This is a genomic window from Streptomyces huiliensis (assembly GCF_020037025.1).
Taxonomy (GTDB): Bacteria; Actinomycetota; Actinomycetes; order Streptomycetales; family Streptomycetaceae; genus Streptomyces; species Streptomyces huiliensis.
The window spans coordinates 43,573-66,164 of sequence record NZ_JAIQLH010000068.1 but is presented as its reverse complement, the minus strand read 5'-3'; the positions used below and the strand labels follow the sequence as shown (position 1 = coordinate 66,164).

Annotated in this window: 20 protein-coding genes and 1 pseudogene; 10 read left to right on the top strand and 11 right to left on the bottom strand. The window is 74.6% G+C overall.

Going from position 1 to position 22,592, the window contains the following annotated elements; all coding sequences use genetic code 11:
• Nucleotides 1-225 (top strand): hypothetical protein (locus JNW98_RS14480; protein WP_223768613.1); only part of this gene is annotated, 225 nt, incomplete at its 5' end.
• Nucleotides 226-336: 111 nt separating this feature from the next.
• Here JNW98_RS14480 and JNW98_RS14475 read toward each other — a convergent pair.
• The 3 genes from JNW98_RS14475 to JNW98_RS14465 form a co-directional block, all read right to left on the bottom strand.
• A complete protein-coding gene (locus JNW98_RS14475; protein WP_223768612.1) occupies nt 337-747 on the bottom strand; it encodes a four-helix bundle copper-binding protein in 411 nt (136 codons plus the stop codon).
• A 94-nt stretch (nt 748-841) separates the two neighbouring features.
• A complete protein-coding gene (locus JNW98_RS14470; protein WP_223768611.1) occupies nt 842-2,239 on the bottom strand; it encodes an MFS transporter in 1,398 nt (465 codons plus the stop codon).
• A complete protein-coding gene (locus JNW98_RS14465) occupies nt 2,236-3,285 on the bottom strand; it encodes a zinc-dependent alcohol dehydrogenase family protein (RefSeq protein WP_223768610.1) in 1,050 nt (349 codons plus the stop codon). The genes JNW98_RS14470 and JNW98_RS14465 overlap by 4 nt, the downstream gene beginning before the upstream one ends.
• Nucleotides 3,286-3,479: 194 nt before the next feature.
• Between JNW98_RS14465 and JNW98_RS14460 the strand changes: the two genes are divergently transcribed.
• Nucleotides 3,480-4,478, top strand: coding sequence for a LacI family DNA-binding transcriptional regulator (locus tag JNW98_RS14460; RefSeq protein ID WP_223768609.1), 999 nt, complete (start codon nt 3,480-3,482; stop codon nt 4,476-4,478).
• Between the two features lie 107 nt (nt 4,479-4,585).
• Nucleotides 4,586-5,551, top strand: a complete 966-nt coding sequence (locus tag JNW98_RS14455) for a carbohydrate kinase family protein (protein WP_223768608.1) — start codon at nt 4,586-4,588, stop codon at nt 5,549-5,551.
• Between the two features lie 40 nt (nt 5,552-5,591).
• On the opposite strand, the gene JNW98_RS14450 is transcribed toward JNW98_RS14455, so the two are convergent.
• Complete coding sequence (locus JNW98_RS14450) at nt 5,592-6,674, bottom strand: NADH:flavin oxidoreductase/NADH oxidase (protein ID WP_223768607.1); 1,083 nt, start codon at nt 6,672-6,674, stop codon at nt 5,592-5,594.
• Between the two features lie 157 nt (nt 6,675-6,831).
• Between JNW98_RS14450 and JNW98_RS14445 the strand changes: the two genes are divergently transcribed.
• Nucleotides 6,832-7,185, top strand: coding sequence for an ArsR/SmtB family transcription factor (locus tag JNW98_RS14445; RefSeq protein ID WP_223768606.1), 354 nt, complete (start codon nt 6,832-6,834; stop codon nt 7,183-7,185).
• A gap of 3 nt (nt 7,186-7,188) precedes the next feature.
• Here the strand turns inward: JNW98_RS14445 and JNW98_RS14440 are convergent, their stop codons facing one another.
• The 3 genes from JNW98_RS14440 to JNW98_RS14430 form a co-directional block, all read right to left on the bottom strand.
• Entirely contained in the window at nt 7,189-9,627 is a 2,439-nt protein-coding gene (locus JNW98_RS14440) for a glycoside hydrolase family 65 protein (RefSeq protein WP_223768605.1), read from the bottom strand.
• Nucleotides 9,628-9,809: 182 nt separating this feature from the next.
• Nucleotides 9,810-10,679 carry a polyphosphate polymerase domain-containing protein gene (locus JNW98_RS14435; RefSeq protein WP_223768604.1) on the bottom strand — a complete coding sequence of 290 codons (870 nt, stop codon included), beginning with the start codon at nt 10,677-10,679 and terminating at the stop codon, nt 9,810-9,812.
• A complete protein-coding gene (locus tag JNW98_RS14430; protein WP_223768603.1) occupies nt 10,676-11,293 on the bottom strand; it encodes a DUF4956 domain-containing protein in 618 nt (205 codons plus the stop codon). Before JNW98_RS14430 ends, JNW98_RS14435 begins: the two co-directional genes overlap by 4 nt.
• A gap of 373 nt (nt 11,294-11,666) precedes the next feature.
• Here JNW98_RS14430 and JNW98_RS14425 point away from each other — a divergent pair, with 373 nt between their 5' ends.
• The gene (locus JNW98_RS14425; protein ID WP_223768602.1) at nt 11,667-12,176 is read left to right on the top strand and encodes a hypothetical protein; all 510 of its coding nucleotides are present in this window, start codon (nt 11,667-11,669) and stop codon (nt 12,174-12,176) included.
• Nucleotides 12,173-15,112 carry an AfsR/SARP family transcriptional regulator gene (locus JNW98_RS14420; RefSeq protein WP_223768601.1) on the top strand — a complete coding sequence of 980 codons (2,940 nt, stop codon included), beginning with the start codon at nt 12,173-12,175 and terminating at the stop codon, nt 15,110-15,112. The genes JNW98_RS14425 and JNW98_RS14420 overlap by 4 nt, the downstream gene beginning before the upstream one ends.
• Nucleotides 15,113-15,115: 3 nt before the next feature.
• Here the strand turns inward: JNW98_RS14420 and JNW98_RS14415 are convergent, their stop codons facing one another.
• Complete coding sequence (locus tag JNW98_RS14415) at nt 15,116-15,604, bottom strand: hypothetical protein (RefSeq protein WP_223768600.1); 489 nt, start codon at nt 15,602-15,604, stop codon at nt 15,116-15,118.
• Between the two features lie 275 nt (nt 15,605-15,879).
• Between JNW98_RS14415 and JNW98_RS14410 the strand changes: the two genes are divergently transcribed.
• A complete protein-coding gene (locus JNW98_RS14410) occupies nt 15,880-16,095 on the top strand; it encodes a hypothetical protein (RefSeq protein WP_223768599.1) in 216 nt (71 codons plus the stop codon).
• 14 nt (nt 16,096-16,109) lie between these two features.
• Here JNW98_RS14410 and JNW98_RS14405 read toward each other — a convergent pair whose 3' ends face one another.
• A complete protein-coding gene (locus JNW98_RS14405) occupies nt 16,110-16,598 on the bottom strand; it encodes a hypothetical protein (protein WP_223768598.1) in 489 nt (162 codons plus the stop codon).
• Between the two features lie 162 nt (nt 16,599-16,760).
• Nucleotides 16,761-17,615: a helix-turn-helix domain-containing protein gene (locus JNW98_RS14400; protein WP_223768597.1), complete on the bottom strand. Its 855-nt coding sequence runs from the start codon at nt 17,613-17,615 to the stop codon at nt 16,761-16,763.
• 318 nt (nt 17,616-17,933) lie between these two features.
• On the opposite strand from JNW98_RS14400, the gene JNW98_RS14395 reads away from it, so the two are divergent.
• The 3 genes and pseudogenes from JNW98_RS14395 (at nt 17,934) to JNW98_RS14385 (ending at nt 21,390) form a co-directional block, all read left to right on the top strand.
• Entirely contained in the window at nt 17,934-19,163 is a 1,230-nt protein-coding gene (locus JNW98_RS14395; protein WP_223768596.1) for an MFS transporter, read from the top strand.
• Nucleotides 19,164-19,390: 227 nt separating this feature from the next.
• Nucleotides 19,391-20,752: pseudogene (locus tag JNW98_RS14390) on the top strand (helicase domain-containing protein); the annotation flags it as partial.
• Between the two features lie 173 nt (nt 20,753-20,925).
• Nucleotides 20,926-21,390, top strand: a complete 465-nt coding sequence (locus JNW98_RS14385) for a hypothetical protein (RefSeq protein ID WP_223768594.1) — start codon at nt 20,926-20,928, stop codon at nt 21,388-21,390.
• A gap of 15 nt (nt 21,391-21,405) precedes the next feature.
• Here JNW98_RS14385 and JNW98_RS14380 read toward each other — a convergent pair whose 3' ends face one another.
• Entirely contained in the window at nt 21,406-22,488 is a 1,083-nt protein-coding gene (locus JNW98_RS14380) for a hypothetical protein (protein ID WP_223768614.1), read from the bottom strand.
• Between the last annotated feature and the right edge of the window lie 104 nt (nt 22,489-22,592).

Genomic DNA, 22,592 nt, shown 5'->3' with positions numbered 1-22,592 from the left:
GGCACCATCAGTTCGTGGCTCAGCACGCACGGTCCTGCCCTCGTCGTCCACCAGGACGACCTGTGGGTCTTCCTCCGCGACACGGAGGGCACGCTGCGCTTCTGCCGCGACTCCCAGCACTGGGGCGCCCTGGGTTCCGTCGGCCCGCATGCCCTGGCGAAGCCCATGGACGAACCCTCAGCGGCCTCCCACGACAGCAAGCTCTACGTGATGTACCGCCGCTGAGCCCCGGAGTACGCGCGCACCGCTGTGCGGCGGCCCACCGCACAGCGACGGCCACCCTCCGCCTCCGGTGCGTTCCGGTACGCCCCCAGGGGGAGCGGCGGCGAGGCCCCGTCAGCCCAGCGAGGCGAGCAGGTCGGCGCAGGCGCGCTCGCAGTGGCGGCACGCCTCGGTGCAGACGCGGCAGTGGTCGTGGGCGTCGGCGTGGCGCTCGTACTCGTCGGCGCAGGCCCGGCAGACGGTGGCGCACGCCTGGAGGATCGCGCGGGTGACGTTGGCGTCGTAGCCGGTGCGGCGGGAGAGGACGGCGGCGGTGGTCGCGCAGACGTCGGCGCAGCCGGCGTCGGTGCGGACGCACTTGCCCAGCCGGGCGACCATCTCCTCGGACAGGCACGCGTCCGCGCACGCGGTGCCGGCCTGGGCGCAGTTCACGCACTCCTCGATGCAGGTGGCGAGCTTGTTGCGGTCCACGCCGCCCAGGTCGGCCGGGTAGGTGCTGAGCATGTTGGGTACGGCGGTCGTCATCCGTTCCTCCGGTGGTCCGTGGTGTCCGCGAGCCCTGTACCGGTAGCACCCGGGGAGGGGCCGCAAACCTCGGCCCGCCGGAGGTGCGCGGCCGTCAGGCGGGCGTCTCCGCCGCCGCGGCGGTTCCGCCGCCGTCGCGGGCGGCATCCTCGTACCGGCCGGCGGCCCCGCCTCGCGGGCCCGGTACGCCCGCGCCCTGCTCGCCGGCCGCGGGCTCCATCGCGCGTTCCCTGGGCAGGCCGTCACCGGGCGACGTCACGCACAGGCACAGCACCGCGTTGAGCAGCAGCAGCGCCGCGTAGATCCACATCAGCCCCCGGAAGCCGAACGAGCCGTACGTCACGGTGCCGATCAGCGGGCCGACGGCGACGCTCAGGCCCGCGCCGAGGGTGTACACGCCCATCACCTGGCCGCGCCGCTCCGGGGCCTGGGCCACCATCATCGCGGGGAGCGGCACGTACCCGGCCAGGCCGGCGCCGTAGACGGCGACCGCGACGGCCGCCAGCAGGAAGGCGTGCCCCGCGGCGGCGGACAGGTAGTAGCAGAGGAGGCAGCCGACGGCACCGAGTACGCCGCCGAACAGCGCGCACGTCTTGCGGCCGCTCCAGTTGTCGCCCAGCACGCCGAAGACCGGCAGGGCGCCGAGGTTGGCGACCATCATGACGACGAGGAGGGTGTTCCACTCGCCGTCGCCGAACCCGAGGTCGCGGACGAAGAAGGGCATGAAGACCCACATGCCGAACGAGGGCGTGGTGTTGACGAGCCGGATGAGCAGGCTGATGCCGAGCTTCGGCTTCTCGAACAGGATCCGGAAGGTGCCCGCCAGCTCGCTCCGCGCGTCGCGCCCCGGCGCCAGCCCGGCGAAGCCGGTCCGCTCCCGGAGCAGGAGCAGGACGACGAGGGAGCCGGCGACGACCACGGCGAGGGAGAGCCACAGCGTCCCGTAGAAGCCGAGGGCCGGGGTGGCGGCGGCGAAGACGAACGACCCGAGGATCGGGTAGCCCGCGCTGTAGCTGAACCAGAACCAGCCGACGGCCTTGCTCTGGTGGTCCCTGGGCGCGACCGCCATGACCCAGGACAGGAAGCCGTAGGCGAACATCGGGTAGCCGAAGCCGCGCAGGCCGTACGTGACCATGACCAGCCAGTAGTTCTCCGCCGGGACCGCCACGGCCAGCATCAGGACGTGGAAGACCACCCAGGCCGCGGCGCCCGCGGCCATGACGCGGCGGGGGCCCCAGCGGTCCGACAGCAGGCCCGCGCCGAGGAACGACGCGATGGCGGCGGTGACGCCGTAGACGGTGATGACCGCTCCGGCGCCGGTCTCGGAGAAGCCGAGGTCGTCGCCGAGGTACTTGGACAGGTAGCTGGTCTCCACGCCGTCGCCGATCATGAAGAGCAGCACGCCGGTGTAGCCCCAGCCGAGGACGCGGGGCATGCCGATCCGGTCCAGGACGTGCCGTGGGCGGGCGGTGGACGCCGCGGGTCCGCTCATGCCCGTCCGCCCTCTCCGGATGCCGGCGCCGGTGCCTGCACCGTCCCGGGCCGCGCGGCGGGCGCGATGTGGATCTTGCGGCCGGTGCCGGCGCGGAACGCGGCCACCGCCTCGTCGAAGTCGTCGAGCCCGTACACGTGGCTGACCAGCGGGTCCAGGTCGAGCCCGGCGGCGAGCAGGTCGATCGCCGGCTGGAAGCCGTGGTGCACCGCCATCGAGCCGATGATGTCGATCTCGCGGTGGTAGACGGCGAACGGCGAGAACGCGGCCGTGCGGGCCGGGTCGGCCACGCCGAACTGGAGGAACGTGCCGCCCTTGCGGACCCGCGTCAGTCCGTCCTCGATCGCCGCGACCACGCCGGTCGCGTCGATCACCACCTCGAAGCCCTCCGGGCGGCCGAGGGCGGCCGCGTCCGCCGCCACGGCGTCCGCCGCGAAGGACCGGGCGAAGGCCAGCCGGTCCGTGTTGACGTCCACCACCGAGACGGAGGCGGCGCCCGCGCCGCGCACCACCGCGGCCATCATCAGGCCCATCGTGCCCGCGCCGTAGACCAGGTAGTGCTCGCCGGGCCGGCGGGGCAGCCGGCCGAGGCCGTGCACCGCGCAGGACAGCGGTTCCACCAGGCCGGCCGCCGCGTCCGACAGACCGTCGGGCAGGACGTACGCGCAGCGCGCCGGCACCGCCACCCGTTCGGCGAAGCCGCCGTCGCGGGTGACGCCGACCGCGCTGTAGTTCTCGCAGAGGTTGCCCCGGCCGATCCGGCAGTAATGGCAGGCGCCGCAGGGCAGGTTGGGGTCGACGGCGACGCGGCTGCCGACCGCGGGTGCCGTCACCCCCGCGCCGAGCGCCACCACGCGGCCGGTCAGCTCGTGACCGGGCACCAGGGGGTAGCGGGCGGCGGGTAGTTCACCGCCGAGGATGTGCATGTCCGTGCCGCACAGACCGCACGACGACACCTCGACGACCACCTCACCGGGGCCCGGTTCGGGATCCGGCACCTCGGTCACCTCGACCCGGCCCGGACCGGTGACCAGGACTGCGCGCATGGGCTCGCTCCTCACTTCCTCGTGTGGTGGCGGGACCGTAACCGCGACGTAAGCGTTTGCGCAAGCGTTTACGTCCATCCGGCGATGAGGTAACTTCGACCGGTCGGACAACATCGGAGGAGACCGCGACCGGATCGGCCGGACCGCGGTCGGGCGGCGGCGCGGCGCGCCGGCGCACGGGGAGGCTCGGGACCATGGCAACGATGGCGGACGTGGCCCGGCGCGCCGGGGTCTCCGTGGCCACCGTCTCGCACGTGCTCAACGACACCCGCCCGGTCCGCCCGGCCACCCGCGACGCCGTCCGCGCGGCCATCGAGGAACTCGGCTACACGCACAACACGCTGGCCCGCTCCCTGGTGACGTCCCGGACGAGGTCCATCGGGCTCGCCGTCTCCGCGATCAGCAACCCGTACTTCACCGAGATCTTCCAGGGCGTCGAGGCGAGCACCCTGGAGGCCGGGTACAGCCTGCTCATCGCCGATCCGCACGACGATCCTGAGCACGAACTCAGGGCCGTCCGGCTGCTGCAGGAGCGGCGGGTCGACGGCATGATCATCGCGCCGTCCGCCGCTCCCGGCGCGATGCTCGGACACCTGACGCGGACGAAGGTGCCGGCGGTCTTCCTCGACCGCCTCGCCGGCGGCGCCCACGACCAGGTGTGCGCGGAGAACGAGGCGCCCATGGCCCGGCTGACCGGCCACCTCGCCGAGCGGGGCCACACCAGGATCGCGCTGGTCGCCGGCGCGCCCGGGCTCAGCACGACCACCGAGCGCGTCGCCGGCTACCGCGCCGGGCTGGCGGCGGCGGGTCTCCCGTACGTCCCCGGCCTGGTCGTGGGCGGCGACTCGCGGGCGGAGGGCGCCGAGGAGGCCGTCCACCGGCTGCTGGCGCTCGCCGAGCCGCCCACCGCCCTGGTCACGGCCAACAACGCCATGACCATCGGCGCGCTCCGGGCGCTGCGGGCCGCGCGGCTGTCGGTCCCCGGCGACATGGCGCTCGTCTGCTTCGACGACTTCTCCTGGGCGGACCTGTTCGAGCCCCGGCTCACCGCGATCGCCCAGCCGAGCCGCGAGATCGGCGCGGCCGCGGTCCGGCTGCTGCTGGACCGGCTCGCCGAGCCGGACCGGGCGCCGCGCACGCTGCGGCTGCCGTGCGCCTTCGTCCACCGCGGCTCCTGCGGCTGCGCGGGCTGAGACCGGCCCCGGCGCACGGCCCGTGCCGCTGGCCCTGCCCGTACCGCCGCATTTTTCGTACCGCCTGTACCGCCTGTACCGCCTGTAAGGAAAGGCCCGTTCCCACCATGATCATCGTTGCCGGGGAAGCCCTGATCGACCTCGTCCCCGCGGAGCCCGCCGCCGACGCGGCCGGTACGCCCTCCGGGACCGGGACCGGGGTGGCCGAACTCCCCGCCCTGCGGCCCAAGCGCGGCGGCGGCCCGTACAACACCGCCGTGGCGCTGGCCCGCCTCGGCTCCCCGGCCGCGTTCTGCTCCCGGCTGTCCACCGACCGCTTCGGCGCGGCGCTGCTCGACGGCCTGGCGGCGGACGGGGTGGACACCTCGCTCGTCCAGCGGGGTCCCGAGCCCACCACCCTGGCGGTGGCGCACATCGGCGCCGACGGCTCGGCGGCCTACTCCTTCCACGTCGAAGGCGCCGCCGACCGCCTCTTCCACGCCCCGGACGCGCTGCCCGCGGCGGCGCGCGCGGTCTCGTTCGGCACCTGCTCGCTCGTCCTGGAGCCGGGGGCCTCGGCGTACGAGGAGTTGCTGCGCCGCGCGTCGGACGGCGGCCTGTTCACCGCCCTCGACCCCAACATCCGGCCGGGTCTGATCCCGGACGCCGACGCCTACCGGGCCCGCTTCCGCTCCTGGCTGCCGTACGTCACCCTGCTGAAGCTCTCGGAAGAGGACGCGGCCTGGCTCGCGGGCCCCGGCGACCCTGCGGCGGCCGTCCGGGAGTGGCTCGCGGCCGGCCCGTACGCGGTGGTGCTCACCCGGGGCGGAGCGGGCCTGACCGTGCTCACCCGGGACGGCCTCGAACTCTCCGTGCCCGGCGAGGAGGTGGCCGTCGTGGACACCATCGGTGCCGGCGACACGGTCAACGCCGCGCTCCTGCACCGCCTGGACGTCCACGGCGCCCTCGTCCCGTCCCCGTCCCCCACCGCGGAACAGTGGCGCGACACCCTCTCCTTCGCCGCCCGCGCCGCCGCCGTCACCTGCTCCCGCGCGGGCGCCCAGCCGCCGTACGCGGCCGAAGTGACGGCGTGACGGACCGGCTTTCCCCCGGCCGCCGCGTGGCGCCCCTGGGTCACACCGAGCGGTGGTACTGCTCGGGCACCCGGATGTCGGCCCCGAGCTCCCGCGCCGCGTGCCGTGCCCAGGAGGGGTCGCGCAGCAGTTCGCGGCCGAGCAGCACCGCGTCCGCCTCGCCGTTGTCGAGGATCTTCTCGGCCTGCCGGGCCTCCGTGATCAGGCCGACCGCGGCGACCGGCAGTCCCGTCTCGTTCCGCACCCTGGCGGCGAAGGGGACCTGGTAGCCGGGGCCGACCGGGATGCGTACGCGCGGTGCGATGCCGCCGGTCGAGACGTCGAGCAGGTCCACGCCGTGCTCCTTGAGCAGGGCCGCGAAGCGCACGGTCTCGTCGGCCGTCCAGCCGGCCTCGTCCTCCAGCCAGTCGGTCGCGGAAATCCGGAAGAAGAGGGGCAGTTCCTCGGGCCACACCGCGCGGACCGCGTCGACGACCTCCAGCGCGAAGCGGGTGCGGTTCTCGAAGGAGCCGCCGTACTCGTCGGTGCGGCGGTTGCTGTGCGGGGAGAGGAACTCGCCGATCAGGTAGCCGTGGGCGCCGTGCACCTCGACGACCTCGAAGCCGGCGTCCAGGGCGCGGCGCGCGGCGGCCGCGAACTCGCCGGTGATCTCCGTTATCCGCTCCCTCGTCAGCTCGGCGGGGACCGGGTGGCCCTCGTCGAAGGGCAGCGGGCTCGGGCCCACGGGTCGCCAGCCGTGCCCGTCCGGGCCGACGGGGCCGCCGCCCTTCCAGCTCCGCTCGGTCGACGCCTTGCGGCCCGCGTGGGCGAGCTGGACGCCCGGGACCGTGCCCTGGCTCTTGAGGAAGCCGGTGATCCGGCGGAGCGCCTCGGCCTGGGTGTCGTTCCAGAGGCCGAGGTCGTAGGGGCTGATGCGGCCCTCGGGGGAGACGGCGGTCGCCTCCAGCAGGATCAGGCCCGTGCCGCCCGTGGCGCGGGCCGCGTAGTGGGCGAAGTGCCAGTCCTGCGCCACGCCCGCGAGCGGCCCGGCCGGCTCGGCGCTGTACTGGCACATCGGGGCCATCCAGACGCGGTTGGGGATGGTCAGCGACCGCAGGGTGCGCGGCTCGAAGAGGGTGCTCACGGGAACTCCATTCGCGACGGGTGGGGGCTGCGGCCCGGAGGCCGGCGGCACGACGCTTGTACGATACTCACCGTACTACGACATCCGTCAAACTACGAAGCCCCTCGTACAATGGTGGCCCCCAAGCAATGGTGACGCCCAAGGAACCGGAGCCGCCGTGACCACCGCGACCAACCCGCGCGCCCTCCCGCACCCCGCCCGGGAGGAGATCCGCCTCGAAGCGGTGCTGCACGCCCTCGCCGACCCGGTCCGGCTGCTGATCGTCCGCACGCTCGCGGCGGCCGACGTGGAGCTGAACTGCTCCGCCATCGAACTCCCGGTCACCAAGTCGACCTCCACGCACCACTTCCGGGTGCTGCGGGAGAGCGGCGTCATCCGCCAGACCTACCAGGGCACCGCCAAGATGACCGCCCTGCGCCACGACGACCTCGACGCCCTCTTCCCCGGCCTCCTGCCCACCGTCCTCACGGCCGCCGGCCACCAGTCCGCCCGCGACACCGTACGAGGCTGAAGGTCAACGGCCGGGCGGGCCGCGGAGGTCCAGGGTCACCGTCTCGCCCGGAGTGACGATGGCCGAGCGGCCCGGGAGAGCGACCGTGATCGGCAGCTGCTCCGAGTCGGGCACGCTGACCGTCAGCAGGCCGCTCCCGACGCGTACGCCGATCCCCCAGTGCCCGCGGTAGCGGAGCGTGAAGCCGAACTCCGAGAGCTCGGGCAGCTCGACGGGGTCCAGCCACAGGGTGTCCTCGCGGGTCTCCAGCCCCGTCAGACCGCGCTGGACCAGGTCGAGGGTGCCGCCCATCGCCCCGAGGTGGACGCCCTCCGGCGTGGTGCCGCCCTGGAGGTCGGCGATGTCGCTCTCCAGCGCCTCACGGACGTACCGCCAGGCGTCGGCGCGCCGGGCGCGGGCCAGGACCCAGCCGTGGACGACCTCGCTGAGGGTGGACCCGTGGCTGGTGCGCCGCAGGTAGTAGTCGACGGTGCGCTGCCACAGCTCGTCGTCGAGCCGGTGGCCCAAGCGGCGGAAGAGGGAGGCGAGTTCGGCCGGGGAGAAGAGGTAGCCGAGCATCAGCACGTCCGCCTGTTTCGAGACCTGGTACCGGTTGGCGGTGTCCCCCTCGGCCTCCAGGACGCGGTCCAGCCGGCGGACGTCGCCGTACCGCTCCCGGTAGCGCTCCCAGTCCAGCTCGGCCAGCTCGCCGTAGCCGTGGAACTGGCTGACGACGTCCCGGTGGCAGGGGTCGTGGCCGCAGGGGTCCCGGTGGAAGGGCACGTACAGGCGCCGGGAGACGTCCTCCCACAGCGGCGGCTCGCCGAGGTCGAGCACACCGCTCTCGACGAGCTCCTGCCGGCGGCGGGCGGGCAGGCCGCGGACGAGGTCGAGGGCGCGGGCGAGCACCCAGGCGGCCGTGACGTTGGTGTACGCGTTGTCGTCGACGCCGGGCCGCGCCGCACCGGGGTAGGCGTCGTGGTACTCGTCCGGGCCCATCACCCCCCGGACGCGGTACCGGCCGGTCCCGGGGTCGGGGACGGCGGCGCTCGCCCAGAAGCGGGCGATGCCCAGCAGCATCTCGGCGCCCTTGCCGTACAGGTACTCCAGGTCGCCGGTGGCCTGGCCGTACTGCCAGACGTTGTAGGCGATGGCCGAGCCGACGTGCCGCTGGAGCCGGGTGTGGTCGGGCAGCCAGCGGCCGGAGCGCGGGTTCAGGTGCAGCCGCTGGCTCTCCTCCCGGCCGTCGCTCCCGCTCTGCCACGGGTACGCGGCCCCCGCCCGCCCCTCCTCCCGGGCCGCCCGCACGGCCCGCGGCAGGCGCCGGTGGCGGTAGTCCAGCAACGCCCGGGAGACCTCGGGGAAATGGAGGTTCAGGTACGGCAGCACGAACAGCTCGTCCCAGAAGACGTGCCCCCGGTACGCCTCCCCGTGCAACCCGCGCGCGGGGACGCCGACGTCCAGGTCGGCCGTGTGCGGGGAGAGGGTCTGCAGGACGTGGAACAGGTGCAGGCGCAGCACCCGGCCCGCCTCGCCGGGGACCTCGAGCTCGGCCTGCCGCCACACCTGCTCCCAGGCGACGGTGTGCGAGCGCAGCAGTTCGGCGAAGTCCGGGGCGGCGGCGACCCGTTCGAGGGCGGCGCCGAGGGGGTCGGCGATCGCCCGGTCCCGGGACGTGTGCAGGGCGACGGTCTTGGTCAGCGCCACCGGCTCGTCCGGCGGCAGGACGAGCCGGAAGCGGTGCGCGGCGTAGGAGCCGGCCGCCGTGCGTTCGGCCGGCGCCGGTTCCGGCCCGTCGACGGCGGCCCGCTGGGCCATGCCGACACCGATGTCGGACGTCTTCGTGCGGCAGTGCAGCCAAACGGCCTCCGGATCGGCCGTCCCGGTGCGCACACGGGCCAGGTGGCGGCGTTGCAGGGCCCGGTAGCGGTGCACGTTGGCGTTGGTCACGTTCCCGTCCAGCCCGGCCTCCGCCTCGACCCGGCCGGGGCGGCCCTCGGCCGTGAAGACCGTCCGCAGCACGCCGAGGTGCGGATCGCCCAGGTGCGTCAGCCGGCACTGCTCAACCCGCAGCGTCCCTCCGTCGTCCGCCCGGAGGCGGAAGGAGCGGGTCAGCGTGCCGCGCCGGATGTCGAGGACCTGCCGGTAGTCCTCGGTCTCGCACCGGTCGGGCGCGAACCAGGGCCCCGGCGTACCGTCGGCGGACAGCGGCCGGAAGCGCAGGGGCAGCCAGTTCGGCAGGTTCACCAGGTCCTCGTTCTCGACCTGCCGGCCCGCGACGGAGGAGACCAGCCGGTCGTAGCAGCCGGCCACGTAGGTGCCCGGGCAGTGGATCAGGCCGGCGCGGCACTCGGGGGCCGCGCCGCGCGTGGCGAAGTAGCCGTTGCCCAGGGTGTGCAGCGCCTCCCGCAGCCGTTCCGTCGCCGGGTCGTACCCGGCGTACTCCCAAGTCCACTCCCCCATCACCGGCCTCGCTTCCGCCTCGGGGGCACGGCCGCAGCGGCGCCGGGGCGTCCGCCCGCTCCGCGCACCCGCGCGCGGGCGGCGGACGGCCGGCTTCCGGCCCGTCCCCCCTCCAGCCTGAGTCCGCCCCGCCCGGGCGGCCACCGGAGCCGGGCGGACCTTCGGCTCTCGCGGGTCGGCGGTCACGACAGCCCCGCCCCGGCGCGGACGCGTGCGCCCGTCGCGATGTCCCCGCCCTCCTGGGTCGCCACCGTGTCACCGAACACTCGCCGCGCCGCCCGGCGCCACTGGTTGCCGGGCAGGTCCGGCCGCAGGACCGCGAGCCCGCCGCAGTACTTGGTGAAGGCCGCCGGGCGCTGCCCGTAGGAGTGCAGCAACCGGTCCGTGTCGGTGAGGTGTCCCGCCGACTTGGTCTCGACGAGGACGAGGTCCGGGCGGCAACGCACCGCCCTGCCCGTGTGCGGGTCGCGGCAGACCAGCCCGGCGTCGCAGGTGACGCGTTCGCCGTCCGCCACCAGGGTGGCGCGCAGGTAGTCCGTGCCGAGCGAGGGGAGGAGCGCGGCGGGGGCCTCGATGCCGTAGGCGCGGCACAGCGTGCCCGCGAGGAAGGCGCGGTGGTGGGCGTCGAGCGGAGTGGCGCCGCCCGTCAGCGCGCTGCGGTGCTTCACGGTGTCGCCGCGCCGCCCCTTCAGCTTGATCTCGAACTGCCGCTCCCCGCAGTCCTGGTACACCCGCTCACGGATCTTGAACCGGAGTCTGCGGCCCTGGCGGTGGTCGTGGAAGGAGCGGAGCCCCGGGGTGTCGTAGTAGACGGAGTGGTAGCGGAAGGCGCGCCGGCCGTCGATCGTCAGGGCGCGGAAGGGGCCGCCGGGCCGCCGGGGGTCGGTCAGCCGTTCGGCCAGCCGCAGGAAGACGTCGGCGGGCAGCAGGTAGGAGCGGTCGAAGCGGGTGAGGAGTCCGGCCCGCTCGTCGAGTTCCGCGAGGGAGACGGGGGCGGCGGCTCCGGCGGCGGCCCGGATGCCGCGGGCCCCGGCCGGCTCGGTGGTGCTCACGCCGCCTCCCCGACGGCCGGGGCGCGGTGCGCGCCCGTGCCGGGGAGCGCCGCCAGGGGCGCGCGGTACCGCACGTCGACGACGGTCAGATCGCGGACGAAGTCGACGGTCACCACCGTCCAGCGCAGGGGCTCGCCCAGCCGCCGGGCGAGGTCGGCCCGCAGAGCGGCCGGGTCGCCGTGCGCGGTGTCCAGGGTGACCAGGGCCCGGCGGGAGCCGGGCAGCAGCCGCGGGTGGTCGGCCGCGTGGACGACGAGCAGCAGGACGCCGCTCAGCCCCGCGGCCGTCGGGAGCCCCAGCTGCGGCAGTGCGCAGAGCAGGCCGAGGACCATCGCGGTGAAGTAGTAGGCGACCTCCTCCTGCTGGAGGGCGTCGGAGCGGAGCCTGACGAGGGACAGCACCCCGAAGAGCCCGAGGCCCAGCGAGGTCCCCCCGTGCCCGCCGCCCGCCGCGGCGAGGACGTGGACGACGGTGAACAGGCCGACGTTCAGCGCGAGCAGGGACGGGACGAGCTCCCGGCGCCCGTGCCGCGGGTGGTAGAGGCGGAAGGTCAGCAGGCAGACGGCCGCGAGGTCGAGTCCCAGGTGGGCGGCGAGGTGCCGCAGGGTGTCCATGGTGGTGCCCCCTCTGTGCGTGCTCGGGTGTGTGTTCTTCGGTGCTTGCGCTTCGGTGCGCGTGCTTCGGTGTCCGTGCTTCGGTGCGCGTTCCGCGGCGTGCGCTCTGCGAGCAGCAGCGGAACGGGGACCGACGATAGGGACCACCGCGGCGAACGTGTGTTCGGCTGTGGAGAAACGATGCACCAACGCCCCATGACGGACCACGGGAAACGACGGGAATCGCCCGACAAAGTCGAGAAGCGACGACAGTGCGGCGATACGCGATCTCAAAGCGCCACAAGGGAGCGTTTAGCGCTCATCAATCAATCGTGCAGCGACTGCCGCGAAAGTCGTCGGATTATCACCCACTCCACGACCGAAGGGACCCGCCATGCGCACGAGAACACCGTTCAAGAGATCCCACCGCGCCCACCGCGCCCGCCGCGCCCACCGCCTCGCCGCCGTCGCCGCCACCGCCGTGATCGCCGCCACCGGCGTCCTCGCGGCCGGCGGACCGGCCTCGGCCGACCGCAACACCGCCCAGGGCATCATCTGGAACAACGAGGTCCTCCCCAAGGGCTCGGACCTCGCGAACGGCGACGCCCGGCTCGTCATGCAGGACGACGGCAACCTCGTCGTCTACACCACCGCCGACCGCTGGGCGCACCGCACGCCGGTCTGGCACACCGACACGTCGGGCTGCGGGGACCGCGCCGTGATGCGGTCCGACGGCGACTTCGTGGTGTACGGCCGCGACGGCCGGCAGTGCTGGGCCAGCGGCACCGCGCAGCGGGACACGGGCCCGGCCTACCCGGTGCGGAAGCTCGCCCTGAGCCCCGACGGCACGCTGCGGGTCTTCAGTGAGGCCCCCTACTTCGTCCAGGTCTGGTCGAGCCGGTGACCCGCGAGCTCCGGTTCTCCCTCCTCGGCCCGGTGCGGGGCTGGAGCGGTGGCGCCGAGCTGGATCTGGGCCGGCCGCAGCAGCGGGAAGTGCTCGCGGTCCTGATCGGCGCCGCCGGACGGACGGTGGCGATGCCGCTGCTCGTCGACGGCGTGTGGGACGAGGCCGACCGTCCCACCAGACCGGAGCACGCGATCCGAACCCACGTCTGGCGGCTGCGCCGGGTCCTCGACGGGCCCGGCGCGCCGGTGCTGGAGACCGTCGGCGAGGGCTACGCGCTGCGCGTCGCCGAACAGGCCGTGGACACCTGGTCGTTCGCGGACGCGGCGGCCAGGGCCGAGGAGGCGCGGTCCGCCGACGGGACACACGCGGCCCGCGAGATCCTCGAAGCGGCCCTCGGGCTGTGGGCCGCCGAGCCGCTGGCGGGCCTGCACGGGCCGGCCGCCAGGGTGGCGCGCGAGCGGTGGCGCGGGGTCCGGCTGGAGCTGCTGGAGGCCCGGCTGGAGCTCGACGCCGAGCTCGGGGACCGGCCGGGGCTGGCCGCGGAGGCCCGCGCCCTGGTGCGGGAGTACCCCGCGAGCCAACGGCTGCGCGGAGTGTGGATGCTGGCGCTGTACCGGTCGGGCCGCCAGGCCGAGGCGCTGGGGGTCTTCGAGGACACCCGGCGTTTCCTCGGCACCGTACGACCCGGCCGGGCGCTGACCGAGCTGCACCGGCGGATCCTCCGCTCGGACCCGTCCCTCAGACCCCCCGAACCGGCCCGCGGCATCCGGGCCGCGGCCCCGCGCCCGGCCGCGCTGCCGCGCGGCGTCGACGACTTCACCGGGCGCGGCCGGCAGGTGGCTGCACTGTCCGAGATGCTGACCGGCGCCACGGCGACCGTGGTGGTCTCCGCGGTCAACGGCATGGCCGGCGTCGGCAAGACCGCGCTGGCCGTGCACACCGCGCGCGGGCTCGGGGACCGGTTCCCGGACGGCCATCTGTACGTGGACCTGCGCGGCGCCGACCGCGACCCGGCCGACCCGCGGACCGTCCTCGGCACTTTCCTGCGGGAGTTGGGGACCGACGCGGATGACGTCCCGGACGGCCTGGCCGAACGCGTCGCGCTCTACCGTTCGTCGCTGGCGGAGCGGCGGGTCCTCCTGCTGCTCGACAACGCGGCCTCCGGCGACCAGGTGCGTCCGCTGATCCCGGGCGCGGCGGGCTGCGCCGTGCTGGTGACCAGCCGCGCGTGGCTCACCGGCCTGGAGGGCGCGCGACACCTGCGGCTCGACGTGCTGCCGGCCGACGAGGCGGTCGCGCTGCTGCGCCGCGTCGTCGGCGACCGTCGCGTCGACGCCGAACCGCGGGCGGCGGCGGCCCTGGCGGACGTCTGCGGGGCGCTGCCCCTGGCCCTGCGGATCGCCGCGTCCCGGCTGGCCGCGGAGCCCGGCCGGCCGCTGGCGGACATGGTCCGCCTGCTCAGGGACGAACGGAGCCGCCTGGACGAGCTGAGCGGCGGGGACGCGGCGGTGGCGGCCGCCTTCGACCTGTCCTACGCCCAGCTCACCGCCGAACAGGCGCGCGCCTTCCGGCTGTCGGCGGTCATGGAGGTGCCGGACTTCGGGTCGCCGTGCGCGGCCGCGCTGCTGGGCGGGGGCACGCACGATCCGGCGAACCCGGCGAACCCGGCGAACACTGAGGACACCGAGGACACCGAGGCACTGCTGGAGTCGCTCGTCGACCTGGGCCTGCTGGAGTCCCGCAGGCCGGGCCGGTACCACTTCCACGACCTGGTCAGGGTGTTCGCGCGGGCCAGGAGCGCCCGCGAGGACACCCCCGAGGAGACCACCCGGGCCTTCGCGGTGCTCCTCGACTTCTGCACGGCCACCGCCCGCAACGCCGACGCGGTCGCGCACTCGGTGGAACCAGAGGAACGTTCCCTCGTCGACGTCCCGACGACCGCGGAGGGCCTCGCCTTCCGCACCGCCCAGGACGCCACCGACTGGCTGCGGGAGGAGACCCCCGTACAGCGCGCGCTGATCGACCGCGCCTGCGCGGACGCCGGCCTGTCACTGGTCCAGGCGGCCGACCTCATGGACAAGCTCAACACCGTGCTGTCCGGCATCCCCCACCTGTCCGCCGTGGCCGAACGGGCCGAGCGCGTCGCCGGCGCCGCCGCGCGCCGCGGCCGCCCGGACGTCGAGGCGCTGGCCCGGTACGTACGGGGCAACGCCCTGTGGCACGCCAACTCCTACGCGGAGGCCGAGTCCGACCTCGTCCGCGCCCTGGAGCTGTGCGCCGGCGGTTCCGCACGGCTGCGGGCGTCCGCACACCTCACGCTGTGCGCGAGCGCCCGCGTCCACGGCCGCTTCGACGAGGCGGTCGAGCACGGCGAGGCGTCCGTGCGGCTCTTCCGCGAGCTCGGTGCGGCGATCTCGGAAGGCACCGCACTCGGCGAGCTGGCCTTCAACTACGCCCGCCTGGGCCGGTTTCCCGAGGCCCGGGCCGCGGCCGAGCGGGGTGCGGAGCAGGTCGGCGGCCGGGAGTCGGTGTCCAAGGCCATCGGGCTCTACTACCTCGCCCGGGTGCTGCGCCTGTGCGGGGACGGGGACGCCGCGCTGGGCCGGGCCCGGGACGCACTGGCCCTGTTCCGTACGTTCGGCGTGACCGCCTTCGAGGCGGCCACGGGCACTCTCATGGCCGAGGTCCACGCGGAGGCCGGCCGCCACTCCCTCGCGGCGGAGACCGCCGAGGAGTTCCTGCCGTCGGCCCGGCGGACCAGCGGCATGCTCGAAGGCGCCCTGCTCAGGGTGCTCGGGTCCGGCCTGGGCCGCCGTCCTGAGCAGCGGGCGCGGGCGAGGGCCTGTCTGGAGGCCGCCCTCGCCCTCTTCGAGCGGCACGGGTCCGCGGCCGAGGCCGAACGGACCCGTGCGCTGCTGGCCGACTCGCGGTGAACGTCAGTTCTTGTACTCGCCCCACCGGACCACGGCGTTGTTGCCGCCACCGCCCTCGATGACGTTGCGGAAGGAACCGTCCGTCCCGTCGGTGTCGTAGCCGTTGCCGCCGACGTAGGGGTTGTTCCAGTGGAAGCGGATGACCCGGCCGCTCCGCCAGCCCTCCTCGCAGTCCGACGTCGTGAACTTGACGGAGCCCTCGGTGCCGGTCATGAACCCGTTGCTCTCCGACCGCCATTCGGCGTCGTTCGTGTTGTACACGACGGCCGGCGGCTCCTGGCTCCAGATGCCGTGCGAGAGGCCGTGGTCCGCCCGGGTGAGCGTGCAACCGGTGCCGTTGTGGAACTTCACCTGGGTGCTTCTGGCCGCGAAGACGACGGCCTGATCGGCCGAGGCGGTCGGTTCGGCCGAGGCGGTGCCGGCGGCGACGGCGCCGAGCCCGATCGCGGCGACGGCGGCCGCGGTCATCAGGCGGTAGGTGATACGAGGCATGAGAAACCTCATTCCTTCGGTCGGTTCCGCGGGTCTTTCCCGCGTTGCCGGAGACTCTGCGGCAGCCCGTTCAACAACCGATGGACGGCGGTCGTTTATCCGTCCGTCCGTGCGGTCGTATGGAAGGCTTTCTCAGGTGAACGTCGCCGCGTTGCAGACGTCCGGACCCACAGGGTCGGCGATCCGGCTCGGCCGAGTACGAGAAGACCTTCCACGGCGGCCGGGAGGCGGGCGCCACCGACGGCTACACCCTCGTCGTCGCCAAGGCGCGGGCGTTGGACAACATCGCCCCGAGGGCCGTCCTGGCCGTGAAGCTGGACGGCACGGTCTGCGAGAAGCACGTGCTGCCCGCCCTGCGGACCAGCGTGTGGGATCACCTCGAACTCCTCGTCCCGGTGGCCGCCGGACAGAAGCTCGCGTACGAGCTCGCCCTGCGGCACGCCGAGACGCACCATCGGGTGCTGTGGCTGCCGGTGGGAAAGCCGTGCTGACCGCCCGCCGCCGCTCACGGGTGGGCCGTCGACCGCCACGTCCCCTCGTCGGGCTCGGCGGCCTCGGCGGCCTCGGCGCACGTCCACGTGTCGGCACTGGCCGCCTCGACGAACTCCTGGTGCTGCGGGCTGCAGTAGCGCGGCGGGTTCCAGCGCGCGGTGTCGAACTCCTCGTGGCCGCTCCACCCGGCGGCGGCCTGGCACAGATGGGCCCAGCCGAAGTGGATCTCCTGGCGCACCTGGTTCTCCGGTACGGGGTACTCGTGCCGGTGCTCGACGTCCCGCCAGGCGTTGACGTAGTCGCGCAGCTCAAGCCCGTCCATGGCGATGAGGTGGGCGAACCCGCGGGCGGCGGCGTGTTCGTCGCTGCCCGCCGGATGCCGCCCGGCCATGTCCTCCAGTCGCCGCTTGAGGAACTCCGTCAGCGCGATCACGTCCGCCTCGGTCAAATCGTCGCTGTACGTGAGCACTTCACCGGCCACGGTACCGACCTCCTCCGCCATGGACATCCCCTCCGTCACGGACGCCGGCACCGGCGCCCCGCCATGCGACTCCCACCGCGGCCCACGCCGCTCGCGCTGTGCATCCTGCCACCGCCGAAGGACCGCGGGGGCCGAAACCGTGGCCAAGGCACCTCCTGGGTTGACGTACGTCGGCGACGCCTCCTACGGGTCCCCCGGGGCCTGGCCCTCCGCCCCCAGGCGGCGCAGGGCGTCCTCGGAGTCGCGGTCGTCGGGCAGGTAGGACAGGAAGTGGTGACCGGGCTCGTCCACGGCGGCCAGTTTCACGTACCGCAGGCGCAGGTCCCCGACGGCCGGGTGGCGGAAGCGGCGGACCGAGGGCTCGAACGCGGCCGTCTCCCGGCGTTCGTACCAGCGGGCAGCGTCGTCGTCGGACAGGAGCTCGGTGACGAGTTCGGCGAACCGCGGGTCGTCGGGCCGGCGGGCCGCCCGGGAGCGGAACTGGCCGAGCAGGGCGCGGGCCTCCTGTTCCCAGTCGGGGAGCAGGGTGCGGGCCGGCGGCCAGCGGAACACCAGCCAGAGCAGGTTGCGCCGCTTGGGGTGCAGCCGTGCCGGGTCCGTCAGCAGCGCGGCGTAGCCGGTGTTCCACGCCAGCAGGTCCCAGTGCGGGTCGAGGACCACGGCGGGGTGCGGCGCCATCGCCCGCACCAGGGTGAGCAGGTTGGGTGACACCCAGGTGGGGGTGTCGGCGGGTGGCCTGTTCTCCTCCGCGAACGACAGGACGTGCGCGGTTTCCGCGGCGTCCAGCCGCAGCACGCGCGCCACCGCGCGCAGCACCTGCTCCGAGGTGCGTGCCCGGCCCTGCTCCAGCCACGTGTACCAGGAGACGCTGATGCCGGCGAGCTCCGCGACCTCCGTCCGCCGCAGCCCGGGTGTCCGGCGGCCCGGGGCGTCCGGCAGGCCCGCGTCCCCGGGTGTGAGCCGTTCCCGGCGGGACCGCAGGAAGGCGCCCAGTTCACGCCGCGGCGAATCGCCCGGCGGCAGGGGCCCGATGCTCACCGGCCACCGCGCCGGCGGCCGGATGTGCGGGACGGGGGCGGGGCACAGGTGTCCGGGGACGACAGCCCGCCGCGCGTCATGGTGTCCCTCCTCCGGCCGGCGGGCGTCCGCGCACGCCCGCGGGTGCCCTCTAGCGATGCTGCCGCCACCAGGCACGATGCCGCGGCGGCAGGCTGTGAGAGATGGTAATAGCCGGCGGCCTCCGCTCCGCGGGGCCCGGTGCTGAACTGACTGGTGACCGGCCGCGTCCGCCCCCGGACCGGCCCGTCTCCGTGCGCCCGTTCTCGCCGGACCCTCCCGGAAAGGAGCACCCTCCCCGTGACCACCACCACCGCGCCGACACCGGTGGCGACGCTTCCCGCGTCCTCCTCGCGGCTGCTGTACGCCGCCGGATTCGTCAGCAACTTCGACCGCTTCTGCATCGCGCCCATGCTGGTTCTCATCGGTGCCCGGCTCGGGGCCCCGCTCCCCACCGTGGTGCTGGCCGCGAGCGGTTACTACCTCGCCTACGGGCTGATGCAGCCGGTGTGGGGGGCGGCCAGTGACCGGTGGGGCCGTGTGCGGGTGATGCGGGTGTCGCTCACCGGCGCGGCGTTGGCCGCCCTGGCCTCGGCTCTCGCGCCCGACGCCCCTGTGCTGATCGGGACCCGTGCCCTGGCCGGCGCGTTCTTCGCCGCCTCCATCGCCGCCTCCCTGACGTACGTGGGCGACACGGTGCCCGCCGCGGTACGGCAGCGCCCGCTGAGCGAGCTGATGACGGCGTTCGCGCTGGGCACCGCCGTGGCCACGGCCGTCGCCGGGGCACTGGCCCACTACCTCACATGGCGGCTGGTGTTCGCACTGCCCGGCGTCCTCGCCGCCTACCTCGCGGTGGCCCTGCGCCGCCTGCCCGAACCCGAGCGGGCTCCCTCCGGTTCGCTGCTGGCACCCTTCCGGGTGGTCCTGTCCTCGGCCTGGCAGTGGTACGTGATGGCGGTGGCGATGCTGGAGGGGGCCGTGCTCCTCGGCTTCCTGACCTACCTGGCCCCGGCCCTGGAGGCGCACGGCGTCCCCACCGCCCTGGCCGGCGCCGTCGCGGCCCTGTACGGGGTGGGTTCCATGGCGGCGGCACAGGCGGTCAAGCGGCTCGTCGGGCGGTGGTCCCCGGTGCGCCTGATCACCGCCGGCGGGGTACAGACGGCCGCGGCGTACACCCTCGCGGGATACCGCCAGTCCACCGGGGCACTCGTCGTGGTCGCCCTGCTCCTCGGGGGCGGTTGGTCGTTCCTCCACTCCACGGTCCAGTCCTGGGCGACGGCCCTGTCCCCCACGGCCCGCGCGACAGGCGTGGCCATGTTCGGCGTCGCCCTGTACACGGGCAGCGCCACCGCCGGCATCCTGGCGGCCCCCGCCGCCCAGGCACACGCCTACCGGCCCCTCTTCTGGCTGGCAGCCCTCCTGACCGTGCCCCTGACGACGGCCGCGGCACTCGGCCGGGCGCGCCACCAGCGCACGTCGACGGCCGGCGAACGCCCTGGCGGGGCACCGGCACCGACGGATGCGTCCTAGCCCGGCCGATGTGGGCCGGCCCTGGCGAGGTACGCGGCGAGGACGAGGCCCGTCCGGTACCTCTCCACCCCGCTGACCTTGCGGCCCGCGCGGACCCGCGCCACCGATCGCGGCACCCGCAGTTGATCCATTGACCGGCCGCCACCGCGCTTTCTCTGATAGTTGTTTCGGTGGGGCACGGGCGTACGCCCGTGGCGGTGTCTCCCGACACCGCGGGGAGGGCGTAGATGAGCACGACTCGGGACGAGATCCTCGTCGGCGAACAGCGGGCGGTGGACCACGCGTACGACTGCTACGCCGCGAAGCTCGCCGAGCTGAGGAGCGGTTCGACGGTCGTCGCGTCGGCGAGCGGCAAGGACGGGATCGCCAACCGGGCGGAGGCGAAGGCCCGGGCCGAGGCTTACGGAGGGCTCGGCGACGAAGCCCTGGTCTTCGCCCGTGTCGACGCGCCGGAGGATCCGGGGCAAGAGCCCCGGCCCTGGTACATCGGACGCCGCGGGGTGCGGGACGCCTCGAACGAGCCGGTGGTGCTGCTGTGGACCAGTCCCCTGGCGAAGAAGTGGATCGAGGCCGGGCCCGAGAGCCCGGGCGAAGTGGTCCTGCGGCGCCGGCTCCGCTGTGTCCGGCGGGTCGTCGAGGGCTACTTCGACGAGATAGCCCTGGCGCCGTCCAGGCCCGTGTCCCCGGTCGGCACCGTGGCCGGGCCCTCCGTCGTCCCGGAGCCCGAGCGGACCGCCGACGGCGGCGAGGCGGAAGGACCTGCCGAATCTCCGGCCCCCGAGGGCGAGGTACGTCCGCCGTCCCCGAGCCCCGGCGATGTCGCGCGACGCCGACGGCGGAAGGCGTTCCAGGTGGACGACTTGCTGCTGCGCGAGCTCCAGCGGTCGCGCGGCCGCCGGATGCGGGACATCGTCGAGACCATCCGCCGTGACCAGATGGAGCTGGTCACCGGTTCTCCCTCGGACATCCTCGTCGTGCAGGGCGGCCCGGGCACCGGTAAGTCGGCGGTCGGCCTCCACCGGGTGACCTGGCTCGTCGACAACGAGCACTTCAAGGCCCAGGACATCCTTGTCATCGGTCCCCACCAGCGGTTCCTCGACTACGTCGGCCGGGTCCTCCCGACCCTCGGCACGCGGGACGTCAACGTCGTCCGGCTGGACCGCCTGTGGGAGGGCGGGGCCACCGGCGACGACTCCCCGCGGGCGCGCCTCGTGAAGTCGGACGACCGCATGGCGGCCGTGCTGCGGCGCCGGGTCGAGCACGACTACCGCCCGGAGGCCCTCGACGGCCTCACCACCGCCCCTTCGTTCGAAGGCGACGAGCCCGCGGTCGTCGTCACCGCGGGCAGCACGACCCTGCGCGTTCCGAAGTCCGAGGTGCTCACGCTGCTCGGCAGGGCCCACGGGGGCGCCGGTCCCTTCCGGGAGCGGCGCGACCGCTTCCGGGGCCTGTTCGTCGACCGGTTGCTGCGCGAGCTCGCCGACATCGCGCCACGGCGCGGACAGGCCGACACGATCCGGCGCGATCTCGAACGCAACCGCCGGGTGGAGCGTCTGGTCGAGCGCGTCTGGCCGTCGCCCGGCCCCCGGCCGCGTCCGGCTGGGCGGAGCGCCTCACCGCGGCACGGCGGGAGCTGCTGGCCCGCTTCGCCACAGCCACCGCCACAGCCACAGCCACCGGGCCGGACCACGGCTCCCGGCCGAACGCCGGCGACGCGGTCCCCGCCGCCCCGCACGAAGCCGAGCAGCAGGAAGAAGGACAGATGAGCACCGCGGGCACCCCCTCCACCCCGCCGTCCCCGACCGCCGCGGAAGGACTGCTCCGCGCGCTGGAGACGGCCGCCGAGGCCGACCGCGCGTGCAAGAAGCACGAGGCGGTCCGCCACGCGCTGAAGGCGTCGCTCCTCTGGGCGGACCTCCAGCCGGCCGACTCACCGGTCGTCGACGTCAGCTGCGTCACCGACCGGGGCCTCTTCCTGTACGAAGCCCTCGGCGCGGGACGCTCCACCTACGCGGACCTCCGCTCGGGCGCCGCCCGGCTGCTGGAGATCAACCACACGCTGCCCACGCCGGCCGACGCCCTCTACCTCGTTCTCCCCGAACCGCCCGCCGAGGACTGGTCCGTGGACACCGTTCGCGATGTCTTCCGGGTCCACGTCATCTGGCGCGGCCCGGCCGGCTGGGCCGGCGAGGGTGCGGACGTCGCGCTGGGCCCCTCCGGCGCCTGACCCCGGCGGCGTGGCTCACCAGGCGATGACGATCAGGCCGTCGCCGCCCTTGGCGCCCGCACCGCCGTCGTATCCGCGCGTGCCCGCCGCGGGCTTGCTGTCGTTGCTACCGCCGGCGCCCCCGAAACCGGGGCGATACCTGGAACGGTCGAAGCGAACGGGCGGGCGGGTTCCGCCGTTGCCGCCCCTGCCGACCGTCGCCGGCGGGGTGTAGGAGGTGCCGTCGGGAAGCGTGATGCGCGCGGGCCCTACGGATCCACCGGTGCCGCCGGAGCCGCCTTCACCCGCGTCGTAGCGTGCGGCGCCGTTCTTCCCCTGCCCGCCGTTGGAACCCTTCTTGCCGGGGAGGAACTGACGGCAGCGATTGAGCGCGATCTTCTTGGCCGCTCCCGCGCCGCCCTGCGCCGTGGCCTTCGTCGCCTTCCCTGCCGAGGCGCCCTTCTCGCTTCCCCCGCCACCGCCGCCTCCACCCCGGCCCCCGTGCCCGCCTTGGCCGCCGTACGCGGCCAGGACGGGCAGGACCGTGTCCTGGCGCTTGCCGGTCACGGGGTCGTACCTGCTGCGGATGCCGACCGAGGTGTGGCCCTCGGAGCCGCCGCGGGCGCCGGTGGCACCGTTCTTGCCCTTGCTGCCGTCGGTCCCCAGGAGGTTGGTGCCGCTGGATCCGCCGTCCCCGCCCGCGCCACCGGCGCCGCCCGCGTTGCCCGCTCCGGCGGAGATGACCAGCGAACCCGTGTACGGCGCCACGCAGTGCAGGAAGCTCCCTGCCCCGCCGCCGCCCCCGCCGTTCCCGCCCGCGCCTCCGGCCCCGGCCCCACCGTTCGACGAGCTGTCGACGCCGGTGCCGCTCCCCGCGCCCCGGCCCTCACCGCCGCCCCCGCCGCCACCCCCTCCCGCGCCGCCTCCGCCGCCGCCCGGGCCCCAGAGGTAGACGTGCAGCTCCTTGACCCCACTCGGGGGCTTCCAGTCCGTCGCCGCGCCCGGGGTGAACACCACGTACCGCTGGGGAGCGGATTCCGCGGGCACGACCAGTTGCGAGGTCATCACGCACGCCCCCGCCAGGGCCGCCGCCCCCGACCACAGCCTCGAACGCCTCATCTGCCGCTCCTTCGCCCCCCGCGGGGCACCGCCGGTGAGTGACGATCCGTATTCAAGGGGTAATCGTCTGGTCGCAGGAGCGGAATACACACGGTTCACCCGTA

Excerpts from the sequence above, each read along its gene's own strand:
- JNW98_RS14380 (WP_223768614.1), bottom strand. The coding sequence starts at position 22,488 with ATGAGGCGTTCGAGGCTGTGGTCGGGGGCGGCGGCCCTGGCGGGGGCG.
- JNW98_RS14405 (WP_223768598.1), bottom strand. The coding sequence starts at position 16,598 with ATGGCGGAGGAGGTCGGTACCGTGGCCGGTGAAGTGCTCACGTACAGC.
- JNW98_RS14460 (WP_223768609.1), top strand. The coding sequence starts at position 3,480 with ATGGCAACGATGGCGGACGTGGCCCGGCGCGCCGGGGTCTCCGTGGCC.
- JNW98_RS14415 (WP_223768600.1), bottom strand. The coding sequence starts at position 15,604 with ATGCCTCGTATCACCTACCGCCTGATGACCGCGGCCGCCGTCGCCGCG.
- JNW98_RS14440 (WP_223768605.1), bottom strand. The coding sequence starts at position 9,627 with ATGGGGGAGTGGACTTGGGAGTACGCCGGGTACGACCCGGCGACGGAA.
- JNW98_RS14475 (WP_223768612.1), bottom strand. The coding sequence starts at position 747 with ATGACGACCGCCGTACCCAACATGCTCAGCACCTACCCGGCCGACCTG.
- JNW98_RS14385 (WP_223768594.1), top strand. The coding sequence starts at position 20,926 with ATGAGCACCGCGGGCACCCCCTCCACCCCGCCGTCCCCGACCGCCGCG.
- JNW98_RS14425 (WP_223768602.1), top strand. The coding sequence starts at position 11,667 with ATGCGCACGAGAACACCGTTCAAGAGATCCCACCGCGCCCACCGCGCC.
- JNW98_RS14430 (WP_223768603.1), bottom strand. The coding sequence starts at position 11,293 with ATGGACACCCTGCGGCACCTCGCCGCCCACCTGGGACTCGACCTCGCG.
- JNW98_RS14465 (WP_223768610.1), bottom strand. The coding sequence starts at position 3,285 with ATGCGCGCAGTCCTGGTCACCGGTCCGGGCCGGGTCGAGGTGACCGAG.
- JNW98_RS14470 (WP_223768611.1), bottom strand. The coding sequence starts at position 2,239 with ATGAGCGGACCCGCGGCGTCCACCGCCCGCCCACGGCACGTCCTGGAC.
- JNW98_RS14455 (WP_223768608.1), top strand. The coding sequence starts at position 4,586 with ATGATCATCGTTGCCGGGGAAGCCCTGATCGACCTCGTCCCCGCGGAG.